Origin of the sequence: Lacrimispora sphenoides JCM 1415 (genome assembly GCF_900105615.1) — a bacterium.
In the GTDB taxonomy this organism is placed as follows: Bacteria; Bacillota; Clostridia; order Lachnospirales; family Lachnospiraceae; genus Lacrimispora; species Lacrimispora sphenoides.
Map to the genome: position 1 here is coordinate 4,334,528 of NZ_LT630003.1, position 13,319 is coordinate 4,347,846.

Consider the following 13,319-nt stretch of genomic DNA (forward strand, 5'->3'; position numbering starts at 1 on the left):
CCCTATCTCCTACTGCCGTTTCCATAGGAAAACGGACCACAGAAAATTCTTCCGTGGTCATATAAAAAAATATTCGCTTAGGGTACACCTTGAATTTAATTAAGCGTAATGAAAACAGGACAGAACCAACCGATTCATCGGAAAGTTCTGCCCTGTATTTGTTTATAATTTACTTGCCGGCTGCTTGAAAACCAAAGCCTTTCTTTTACCGGTTCTCCCTCTTGTTCCTGCTGCTTAATGCCGCATAAGCAGCCAGCAGGAATCCTGACAATAATGCCACAAGTCCCTGTACATGCATTTTGTCTCCTGTCTTCGGCAGACCTGCTAATGGAATATTGCCGTCATCAATTATCAGAAGGCTGGTTTCTATGTCATTCTCAACCGGTAAATTTGATAATGGTACCGCATCAGGAGTGATTGTCACAAAGTTATCACCCGGGCCGCCCGGTACAAAGGGACGTTTCGTGTTCGGAGAGGAGCCTCCGCTGTTACCGCCTCCTCCGCTGTTACCGCCTCCACTGCTTACATAGGTCACTGTCAGTCTGCCTGCAACGTAGGTGATCTCATAATTCGCGGTTACATCAAGGTCTCCGGATGTGATCACCGCATCGCTGGCAATATTGTCACTGCTGCCAACCGACTTCTGAGCTCCTGTCAAGAGAACGCTTTTTAAACTATGGCCTTCTGCCAGCTGTCCATGGGTGATCTTAGCAGCATTGGCACTTAGATCAGTTCCATCATACCTCTTTTCCGCACTATCCGCAGTAATGGTAACAGGTCTTCTGTTAATTGTTACGGTACCTTTCACTACATCTGTTTCTGCATAGTTTGGATTTTGGGCTTTTACATATACAAAGTAAGTTCCTGCATCTGTAAAGGCCGGCTTTTTCTCGCTGAATGTTACCTGATCCAAAGAGTATAATAAGGTGGACCCGGCTTTTATCGCTGCTGCATCTTTTAAGCCGTATGCGTGGCCGTCATAGGTCACTGCCTGCCCGGCAACACTTACTCCGTTGTTATTCCCAGCATAGATCTTCAATTCCCCGTTAATAACAGTAACCTTGTAGTTTTCATTTGCGTTATAAGCTGCTGTTAATGTTATCTGATCAGAGGCATCTTCTTTCTTTTGGTCTGCCTCAAGCCTGTGATAACGAATGGTCCCTAAGTCCCCTTCCGCAACCAGACCATCAGCCTGACCGGTAAACTCCGGATCTGCCGTACCATATTCCTTGCTCTTATTGTCTACCCGGATGGTTATATCCTTTGCTGCCACCCTGATGATTACGGCTTTCGCTTCCAGATCCACGTATCCAGACCTCGTTGCCTTTATCTGGACAGTTACAAATCCTTCTGATACATTGGTTACGCTTGGCGGGGTTTCCGTCCACTCGCCGTCTCCTGTCTTGTAGAATGTCGTGTAACCAGGTGCATTCTCCAGCGTCGAACCTGCCTCATGAGGAGCTCCGTCATATTCCCAGGTACCGCCTGTTCCTGTTAAGGAAGCATTTAAAAGCGATGCTGTCCTGATCTCAAAGTCTCCATTTTTCGCAGTAACAATATAGTTGCTATTCTCTGTATACGCCGGTACAATGACATCCGGATAGCTTCCTACCGCCTCAGCTTCATTGCTTCTTATGTAAGCGATATTCCCCAGATCCATCTGGCTGATCAGACCCTCCACCGTTCCAGAGAATTCAGGATCTGCATCATCATAGTACTTAAATGCATGATATGCTGTGATAAATGCCTCTTTTGCATTTATTTTCAGCGTCACATCATCTGCAGTCAAATCCTCGTAACCGACTCTCGCTGCTTTTACAGATACTGTTACCATTCCGTCTGATACATTGGTCACACTTGGCGGTGCGGTACTCCATTCACTGTCACCGGTCTTGTAATACATGGTATAGCCATCGGCATGATTCAATAAGCCCTTTGCTTCGTGGGCAGCTCCATCATAAGTCCATTCGCCGCCTTCCGCTGTAAGGACTGCTCCTTCCATGGTTGCCGTCCTAATCTCAAAATTGCCCTTCACAACGGATACGGTATAGTTCTTATTTTCTGTAAATACTGCTTCCAGAACTCCCGTGTATACAGCCACATCGTTCTCTTTGTTTGTTCTGATATAGCTGATTGATCCCAGATCTCCTTCATTTACAAGGGGATCTACGGTTCCTGTAAAGATTGGATCCGGCTGATCATAAAACCTGGAGCTGCTATTCACATGAATGGCAATTGCCTTGGGAATGATCTGAAGTGTTACATCATCTGCGATCAGATCCTCATAACCGTTTCTCATTGCTTTTACAGATACCGTCATTAGCCCTTCCGATACATTGGTCACACTTGGTGGTGTGATGCTCCAGTCGCCCTCACCAGCTTTGTAATAAATGGTATAGCCATCTGCATGATCCAATAAACCTTTTGCCTTATGAGCCGTTCCGTCATAAATCCACTTGCCGCCTTCCGCTGTCAGTTTAGCACCTTCCATGGTTGCCTTCCTGATCTCAAAATTCCCCTTGGAAACAGTAACTGAATAATTGGGATTCGCCTCGTACCTGGCATCTAAAACTTCCTCATAATTCCCTACATCTTCCGCCTGATTTGTTCTCACATAGCTGATCGTCCCCAAATCTCCTGCATTTACAAGCTCCGGTCCCGGTCCGCTAAAAGCCGGGTCATCGCTGCCATAATATTTCCAGGCATCTGCTATGGTAATGGTCACAGCCTTGGGAATAATCTTTATTTCTACCGGATCTGCGGTAAGAGTCTCATATCCGTTCTTTACAGCCTTCACAGATACGGTTACAGTACCTTCCTTAACGTTGGTTATGCCTGGAGGTGTTGTCGTCCACCCTTTATTTCCTGCCTGGTAGTAAATTAAGTAGCCGTCCGCATTCTCTATGCCGGCAGTTATTGCATGTAAATTTCCGTCATAGGTCCATTCACCGCCTGCAATAGTTACTTTCGCTCCTTCCACGGAAGCTGTTTTAATTTCAAAGGTTCCCGGAATTACGGTTACTTCATAGTTGGAGTTCTCTGTGTATTTTGCATTCAGAACTCCCGGATATACATCGACTCCTTCTGCATCATTGATTCTCACATAGCTGATTGTTCCCAGGTCACCGTCTGTCACAAGGCCACTTAAATTTCCTGTGAACGCCGGATCCGGCTGGTCAAATGGTTTGGAAGCATCTTCTACGGTAATGGTGACTGCTTTTGGAGTGATGCTTAAGGTTACTTCGTTTGATACTAAGTCCTCATATCCGGTCCTTGTTCCTCTGGCAATCACTGTCAGGGTTCCATCATCTACATTTTCTACACTTGGAACATCCTCGGACCAGTTCTCACCTTTGTCTATACTGTATTCGATCTTGTATTTCTGCAGTTTTGTCAGGATCCCATCGAATCCATCCAGCGATGCCTTGTGAGCCTTTCCATCATAGGGCCAGCTTCCGCCTTTTATTTTTAAAGTCACATCCAGATCCTTGGCTAACCGGATCTCGAAATCGCCTTTTGTAATGGTTACGTTGTAGTTACTATTTGAAGTGTATTGAGCATTTAAAACCTCTTGATATTTACCTACTCCCTCGTCATCATTGGTTCTGATATAACTGACTGTACCTAAGTCTGTTTTGTTTACAAGACCGCTTACCTTACCGTCAAAGACCGGATCCGCCAAATCAAAGTATTTCCAGTTATTATCTACCTTTATGGATGCTTCCTTCGGTGTTATCCTGATTATGACTGGTTCTGCTTCCAGAGTCACATATCCCGTTCTGACTGCCTTTACATAAACGGTTAATGGACCATCGGATACATTGGCTACTCGTGGTGGTGTTTCTGTCCATTTACCATCTCCCAGCTTATAGAAAACTGTATACTCAGGCGCATTCTTAAGCTCTGCTCCTGCTGCATGAGAAGATCCGTCATACACCCACTCTCCTCCGATTCCTACTACGGAAGCGTTTGGAATTGATGCTGTCTTGATTTCAAAGCTGCCATATTTCTCAGTTACAATGTAATTGTCATTTGCAGTATAGGCCGGTACGATTACATTTCCATAAAATGCTACGCTTTCTTCCCTCTCATTACTTCTTATGTAAATGACCTTTCCAAGATCATTCTGGTTTATCAAACCATCCACCGTTCCGGTGAATACAGGATCCTTTTCACCAAAGTTCTTGGAGGAATTATCTGCAGTGATGGTCACTGGCTTTGCATTGATCTTAAGAGTTATATCCTTTGATGACAGGGGCTCATAACCGGTTCTTTCCGCTTTCACGGATACGGTAACCAGTCCATCGGATACATTCGTCACGCTTGGTGGTGTGGTACTCCAGTCACCATTTCCAGCCTTGTAATATACGGTATAACCTTCAGCATTGGTAAGCTTTGCTTCAGCCGCATGAGAGACTCCGTCATATACCCAATCGCCACCGACTCCTTCTACGGAAGCGTTGGGAATCGATGCTGTTTTAATTTCAAAATCACCCTTTGTAACGGTTACGGTATAGTTGGAATTCTCTGTGAATGCTGCGTCCAGTACTCCCGGATATTTCTTTACATCTTCACCATTACCGGTTCTCACGTACTTGATTTCTCCAAGATCTCCGGCATTTATAAGGCCGTCTGGCATTCCGGTGAATGCAGGATCTGCCTCTCCATAGAATTTCCAGATACTATCTACCTTAATGGAAGCTTCCTTGGGATTGATCTTAAGAGTCACATCATCTGCAGTCAGGTCTACATAACCTCTCTTTACTGCCTTAACAGATACGGGTACCGTTCCCTCGGACACGTTGGTCACGCTTACAGGTGTCATGCTCCAGTCGCTGTCTGCGGTTTTGTAGTAGATGGTATAACCGTCCGCATTCTTTAATAATCCTTTTGCTTCATGGGCCGTGCCATTATAGATCCACTCGCCGCCTTCTGCCATCAGTTTGGCACCTTCCATGGTTGCCGTCCTGATTTCAAAGTTTCCTTTAGAAACAGTAACCGAATAATTGGGATTCACCTCGTACCTGGCATCTAAAACTTCCTCGTACTCCCCTACATCTTCCGCTTGATTTATTCTCATATAGCTGATCGTCCCCAAATCTCCTGCATTTACCAGTTCCGGTCCGGTTCCGCCAAAGACAGGGTCATCGCTGCCATAATATTTCCAGGCACCTTCTACGGTAATGGTCACAGCCTTGGGAATAATCTTTATTTCTGCCGGCTCTGCGGTAAGGGTCTCATACCCGGGCTTAACGGCCTTCACCGATACGATTACGGTTCCTTCCTGAACGTTTATTATGCCCGGTGGTGTTGTCGTCCACTCTTCATTTCCTGTCTGATAGTAGATTACGTAGCCGTCCGCATTCTCTAAATCAGCGGTTATTGTATGCAAATTTCCGTCATAGATCCATTCACCGCCTACGGCATTTACTTTCGCCCCTTCCACGGAAGCTGTTTTTATTTCAAAGGTTCCCGGGATAACGGTTACTTCATAGTTGGAGTTCTTTGTGTACTTTGCATCCAATACTCCCGGATATACATCGACTCCTTCTGCGTCATTGGTTCTCACATAGCTGATTGTTCCCAGGTCGCCCTCTATCACAAGACTGTTTACATTTCCTGTGAACACCGGATCCGGCTGGTCAAACGGTTTGGAAGCATCTTCTACGGTAATGGTTACTTCTTTTGGAGTAATGCTCAAGGTTATTTCATTTGATACTAAGTCCTCATATCCAGTCCTTGTTCCTCTGGCAATTACTGTCAGGGTTCCATCATCTACATTTTTTACACTCGGAATATCCTCGGACCAGTTCTCACCTTTGTCTATACTGTATTCAATCTTGTATTTCTGCAGTTTCGCAAAGATCCCATCGAATACATCCAGTGATACCTTGTGAGCCTTTCCATCATAGGGCCAGCTTCCGCCCTTAATCTTTAAATCCACATCCGGATCCTTGGCTAATTTGATCTCAAAATCTCCTTTCATGACAGTTACGGTGTAATTGTCATTTGGGGTATAGTTCGCATTTAAAACCGCTTGGTACTTACCCACTCCCTCTTCAGAATTGGTTCTGGAATAAGTGACCGTACCTAAGTCTGCGCCATTAATAAGCCCGCTTACCTTACCATTAAATTCAGGATCCGGCTGATCAAATTGCTTGTTGCTGTTTTTTACCTTTATGGTTGCTTCCTTCGGAGTTATCTTGATCGTTATATCACTTGTATACAGGTCCACATATCCTGTCCTCGTCGCCTTTACTTGAACGGTTTTCACTCCCTCCGATACATTGGTGACACTTGGAGCAGTCGTAGTCCAGGGTCCGTCTCCTTCCTGATAGAAAATAGTATAACCAGGTGCATTCTTAAGTGTTGCTCCTGCCGCATGAGAAGCTCCGTCATATTCCCAGGAACCGCCATTTCCTGTTAAGGAAGCATTTTCAAACGATGCTGTCTTGATCTCAAAATTTCCATTTTTCACGGTAACGGTATAATTGCGATTCTCTATATACGCCGGCACAATGACATTCGGATATCTTCCTACCGCCTCAATCCCTTGATTACTTCTCTTATATAAGACGCTGCCAAGATCATTCTGGTCGATCAGACCGTATACTGTTCCGCTGAAAGTCGGATCTGGGGATCCATAGGGCTTGGAGGCATCGTTTACTTCAATGGTTGCTGCCTTCGGTTCAATCGTCAGTTTGCCTGAAGCCGTAGTAAACTTAAACTGATTTGTTACATTATTTCCACTATCATTAAGGATCTGGGGACTACCGGAAAGGGTGATCAGATAACCGCCGTCCTTTACATCCGTTCCTGAACCTACTGCCGTAATACCAGTCAATGTATAACCTGCCGGAAGACCGCTTGTTGTGAAAGAAGACCCATCGACTGACTGCTGCTGGCCGTTGTAAGTTTTAATCACCTGATCCGCAGTAATAGCCACTGTGGTTTTAGCCTTCCACTGTGCATAAACAGTCTTATTCTCAGATACGATAGTTTTATCTGTAAAAGCGGCTCCTTTTCCATCAGGAGAGGTATTCCAGCCCATGAAAATATAGTCATCATCCCTTGCCGCCTTTGCAAGTTTATCTCCAAGTGCTGTATCCCTCGGAATTGTAACAGTACTGACAGAAGGAGTACCTCCATTTCCATCAAATGTTACCGTAACATCTGAAATGAACTGATAGCCAAAATATAGATTAACGGCCTTATTCTGGGCGTTTAAGCTGACATCGGACGGATTTGGTGATCCGTTCTTACCGGTACCTGCACTGGCGGCAACGTACTGATATTTGCTGTCTTCATATTGAATCACTGCCGGAGCGGAGACAGCGTAGGTTCCAAATGGCAGCGAATCGCTTTCGTATAAATCGGTTCCTAATACAACACGTTTGTTGAATTCAACGATCTGACCCGTTGCTTCAGTGGAACTGATAGGATATCCATCTTTATTTACCAGATAGTAGTTCCTTGTGATATTTCCTACTTCTCCCACAGGTAATCGTGGGTTTGGGATATCTTTCGTTTTGATCACATAATTTGGATCCTTATAAGTTACATCCGCATTCTTATTCGTATACGGTGATGTGCCTCCCTGTACGTTTTTTTTCACTCGTATGTAAATCTTCAGGGTTTCCTTATTTTCTGAAATATTTCCAAAATTCCATGTAACTGTACGGCCGTCCGCTGACCTGGTTGTAGTACCTGTAGATGCGTCATACCATGTACCGCCATTGTAATCTGTGACAATATCAAATGCATCTGTATTGATTACGTCTGTAATCACAGCATTTGTACCTGCAATTTTAATGGAGCTTGCAATATTGTTATATACCTCTGGCAGCTGGTTGATATCCTTAATATTTTTAGCATAAGTGTTCTTCGGATCGCTGGCTAATGGCATGATAAAGCGGTTAAATGCTGAATTTCCAATATCAAGTCCCAGAGAATAGATCGTAACACCATCGTTTCTCAGCCTTTCCGCTCCTGCCTGTCCCGTACGGTAAGGGCTCCACTCATTATCCCTTGGTTCCCCATCACTCATGAATACAATATACGCAGGCCTTGATGAATCCCAGCGCCCATTAATAGCCTCTTCTGCTTTCGCAAAGGCTACATCATAATTAGTACCACCTTGCGCCGACATTCTCGAAGCCAAGACATAATCCGTAAAATACTTAGCTGCTGAATACGTCGATTGATTGACCCTGATGGTATCGTCTGCCTTTATGAAAGAATCCCCGGACCCTGATGGATACCTTGCCGCACTGGAATCAAAATCAACAATGGCCAAGCGGTTATCTGAATCTACACCATCTTGCGGCTTATACAAATTCGTGATAAAGGCTTTGGCTGCATTTACGGCTAACGTCCACTTTTTACCCGCCATACTTCCGGAACTGTCTATTACTAATACAACATCACTGCCCTGGCGAATCGGATTTCCGAATATGGAAAATTCAATTTTGGCGATTCCATTGTTTTCATCTACCCATTGAGCAGTCTTTGTTGGAAAAACCATTCCAGGTGTTGTACTGTCTTCGCTAAGAAGGCTGAAAGCGGATCTGGCTCTTAATGACACATAGGATTTGGGCTGAACCACTACGTCTTCCTCTTCCTTATCCGGAACAATCTCTTCATAATAAAGATCAAGTTTGTTCTCTTCCTGTTCCCCGATTATGATATGATCCTGAGGGCCTCCCAAATATTCTAAGGTATCCTTATTCCAGCTATAATCTCTGGCAAAGACCTCTTCCCCAGCATCAAAACCTGTTAAGGTCTCAGTTTCCACCTTCTCCTCATCATTATAATAAGCGTGGTGATTAACGATAAGTGTAAGGCCGTCTTTCTGAGCAGCCGTTAAGTCCTTTAAGGTTACAACATAAGCCTTAGCATAATAAGACTCATCCACGATAACATGTCTGTATTCATCTCCCTTAGTGGCCTTTTTTGTGTTATTTTGAGGGTCAGATCCGTTTTTCTCCTCTTCCTCCACGGTTTCGCTGGCATTACCCGGTGTGGCAACATCATCAGAAACAGTATCTTCAACAGGAGCTGTCAATACATGCACCAAATGTCGGGACATGGAGATCTGTTCTGTTTTTGCATCCGTATTTTCTACGGCAGCTTCCTTAGGCTCGCTAACCTCTGAGCCATGGTCAGAATTCTGATCTTTGCTCTCCGACGTTTCCTTTGATGCAGCGGGTATCTCTGCGTTCTCTTTGCTTTCATCCGGAGCTGACAGTTCATCCCGTGTATTATCCGATGTATTATCCGATGTTTTATCCGTTGTTTTATCCGTTGTTTTATCCATTGTTTTATCCGTTGTTTCTTCTGGAGCCTCCGTTGCTTCCTCTGGTGCAACGGCAGACTCTGTGTTTTCTTCGGTTTCACTCGGTGCAATTGCTGTATCCGGTATTACATCCGGTGTTTCTTCTGTAACAGTCGTTTCTTCTTCAGCACCTTTCCCGGGGGTCTGATTTTCTCCCTTTTCATTCCCGCCTGGTACCGTTATTTCCTTTTCCAGTAAAAAAGTATTTCCTTTGACAGTAACTTTTTCTGTTATATATCCGTCAATATCAGTACGGAATTTAATCGTTCCTTCTGAATCATTCATATACAGAAAGATTATCTTTTCATTTCCGGTAAGCTGATATCCTTCCTTTTGATCCTTTACTTGGATAAACATCCTTAAAAGCGCTCCATCAGCGACTTCATTCTCATCCGTATCATAAGAAGGCATGAATTCATATACGGAACCACCTTCAAATAATTTCTTATATTCCTTTGATGTACTTTCTTCCGAAGTAATGCCCAGATCATCAAAATCCAGTGTATTTCCTTCATCAACTGCTGCCTGAGCAGATTCCTTTAGATCCTCTCCGGACATTATAAATGTAACATTTTGAGTATCTAAAGCATTCCCTACATCCGCCCATGACACCGTATTAAATGATGTGGCGGTTACACAGAAAGCAAGGAAACCTGCCAGGCTTCGCCTGAATTTACCTCTCACTTTTTTCATAAAAAGTTCCCCTCCTTAGCTAATATTTATTCATCTATCTTATCCTGACCTATAAAATCAGGGTTGCCATATTAAGAACTCCATATTAAATCTATTTTCACCGCTGCTGCCTCGAATCCGGCAGTAAATCTTACCTGTAAGTTGGAGTTTGCCTATGCAGGACTTTTTCAGCGAATAAAGGTTACAAAACATAGTAACAATTAGGACTTTGCCTCTGATTGGTATGTTTTTTCCATTATAAATCTCGATGGTTACAGAGTGGTTACTTATCCCATTTTACTTCACATCACGCTTAAATATTTTACATTCTTTTTTAAGGGTATTACTAATCCTTAAGAACAGCAAAAAAAAGCTGTGGACCCTTTAAAACTAAGGTTCACAGCATAATCTTCTAATAAGCATATTAATATATCACCATATCGGGGAATTCTCTATAAAAAAAGCCGAATACTTGATAAAATCAGGCCTTCGGCGAAAATTCTGGCGTTCCTGAGCGGATTCGAACCGCTGGCCTTCCGCTTAGGAGGCGGACGCTCTATCCTGCTGAGCTACAGAAACACTTATGAAATTTTATGTGGGGCGAATCCCCAAAAGTGAACGCTTTAACTCCCTTGGAAGGCATTCACTCGATCCCGCTGAGTGCGGTCCGACTACTATTATATTCACAATCACACTTTTCGTCAAGACATATTTAAACTTATTCTACAGGCTCTGTAAAATTTACGATGCCCTGCATCCATATTTGTCCCTTAAACCTGCGCCCGATCTCCGGAGTTCCCACCAAATCTTTTTTCGCAATTCCTACGTGGAATATAAGGTCGCTGCATTCTAAAGTGAAATCATAAACCTCTTCCTTGGTGATCTGATTTTTCTTCTCATCTATCTTTATGATCTCTCCAATAATGGAGTACTGGTCACATTCCACACCGCAGGGCATAAAACAGGAATCAATGATGGAATACAGATCCTCCTTCATCACCCTTCTGGAAGCCTGGGAATATAAATCTATATCTTCAATGGTAAGAGTCTCCATCGCATCTTCATCACCGTTCTTAGCCGCTTCTAAAAGCGTATTACGGTCCATTGCCGCCACTCTGGCATTTTCCCTCTGAATCTCTGTTTTCTGAATGGGAAGAAGGACCTTACCACTTACTGCAAGACCGGAAAGACAAACATCCTTTGTATCCAAAGGATGATGATCAATGATCCGTTCCCTGCACTCAAAGGAATTGTCTATATAGAATATGAGGGAAATCCCCACCTTAAATTCATCCAAAAGGCCGGCGTAAGTTTCCCGCTCCGTGTGACGCTGGATGGAACAGGATACTTCTGATGTCATATCATTACTTTTCAAATATGGATAATAATAGCTTCTTTGAAATTTACCTTCCCGGTTCATTTCTCCAAAGACAGCAATCCCCATACCTGGAGCCACTTCCCTGCGAAGCTCACAGAGATTGGATTCCTCATCAATCTGAATCCGTTTCAGGCCGGACAAATCTTCACAGAGCTCATCCAATAATTTTTCTATTTCTTTGTCTTTTTGATATTGGCTGAAACCAATGGTTCTCAAGAATTTATGCATAGGATCATCACCTGCTTTCTAATAATCTTAAGGAAGTTCAGTTTGCCGCAGTTTATCCAACGGCTAATTTATTAAACTTAGGCTGTGCTATGCCTACCTTCATTTTAATATTTCCTGGAAAACAATAAGGCGAAGTATACTCCGCCTCAAGCCTTATCGATTATTATATACCAAAAATGATGATAATGCCAGCATAATTTTCTTATTTTAAAAATTGGGACCAGTTCCCTTTTTAGGGGAAGCGGTCCCTTTTTCTTATACGATTCCCTGTGCCGTCATGGCTTCAACGACTTTTTCAAAGCCGGCGATGTTTGCACCTGCCACATAATTACCCTTTACGCCGTATCGTTCTGCTGCAGAAGCTGCCTTAGCGTAAATATTAATCATAATGTTATGAAGCTTTTCATCCACCTCATCAAAGGTCCAGGAAAGCCTCTGGCTGTTCTGGCTCATCTCAAGGGCGGAAGTTGCTACTCCGCCTGCGTTTGCTGCCTTACCCGGCATAAAGAGCATTCCGCTTTCTAAGAAGTACTCCGTTGCTTCTCTGGTGGATGGCATGTTCGCACCCTCAGCAACCGCAAAGCAGCCGTTTGCTTTCAGCACTTTTGCATCATCTATATTTAATTCGTTCTGTGTTGCACATGGAAGGGCGATGTCACATGGGATGCTCCAGATACCTTTTCCTTCGGTATAGACAGCCGATTGATGTACATCCACATATTCTTTGATCCGTCCGCGGCGTACTTCCTTGATTTCCTGAATCAGGTTAAGATCAATTCCATCCTTGTCATAAATATAACCGTTGGAATCGCTTAATGCGATGACCCTGCCGCCCAGCTGCTGAACTTTTTCCGTAGCATAGATCGCCACATTACCGGAACCGGAAATAACCACATTCTTACCGGCCAGCTCCTTTCCGTTATGCTTTAACATCTCATCAAGAATATATACAAGACCGTATCCCGTGGCCTGAGTACGTGCAAGAGAACCGCCATAGGTAAGGCCCTTACCCGTAAGAACTCCTTCATATAAGCCAGTCAACCTCTTATACTGGCCATATAAGAATCCAATTTCTCTTGCTCCCACTCCGATGTCACCGGCAGGAACATCCTGATCTGCTCCGATATATTTGGATAGCTCGGTCATAAAGCTCTGACAAAATGCCATAACTTCTCTATCTGATTTTCCTTTTGGATCAAAATTAGAACCTCCCTTACCGCCGCCGATCGGAAGGCCTGTAAGAGAATTTTTGAATACCTGCTCAAAGCCCAGAAATTTTAAGATTCCCTGGTTGACGGAAGGATGAAGGCGCAGGCCTCCTTTGTATGGCCCAATAGCGCTGTTAAACTGGACACGGTATCCTTTATTCACCTGTACCTGACCATTGTCATCCACCCACGGTACACGGAAGGAAATGATTCTTTCCGGTTCTACAAGGCGTTCTAAAAGACCCATCTTACGGTATTTTTCTTCATTGGCATCGATGACAAGCTTTAAGGAATCAAGCACCTCTTTGACTGCCTGATGAAACTCAGTTTCACCTGGGTTCTGGCTCACTACCCTGTCATAGACTTCATCCACATATGACATATTTTTTTCCTCCTTTGATTGGTTTATGCATACTTCTCATATATGAAGTATTACTTAAAATGGCAAAAAGAGGCCAGAACTTTTTATAAGTTCCGGCCCCTTTGCCTTGTTATAACT

3 protein-coding genes and 1 tRNA gene are annotated in these 13,319 nt (G+C 43.8%); all 4 read right to left on the bottom strand.

Features of this window, described 5'->3' with window-relative positions:
* Window positions 1-205: 205 nt before the first annotated feature.
* Entirely contained in the window at window positions 206-10,027 is a 9,822-nt protein-coding gene (locus tag BMX69_RS19645) for a doubled motif LPXTG anchor domain-containing protein (protein ID WP_100043298.1), read from the bottom strand.
* Window positions 10,028-10,508: 481 nt separating this feature from the next.
* Window positions 10,509-10,585, bottom strand: a tRNA-Arg gene (locus BMX69_RS19650).
* A gap of 139 nt (window positions 10,586-10,724) precedes the next feature.
* Window positions 10,725-11,612, bottom strand: a complete 888-nt coding sequence (locus BMX69_RS19655; protein ID WP_054791195.1) for a DUF3881 family protein — start codon at window positions 11,610-11,612, stop codon at window positions 10,725-10,727.
* Between the two features lie 255 nt (window positions 11,613-11,867).
* On the bottom strand, window positions 11,868-13,202 hold the full coding sequence (gene gdhA, locus BMX69_RS19660; protein WP_054791196.1) for an NADP-specific glutamate dehydrogenase: 1,335 nt from the start codon (window positions 13,200-13,202) through the stop codon (window positions 11,868-11,870).
* Window positions 13,203-13,319: the final 117 nt, after the last annotated feature.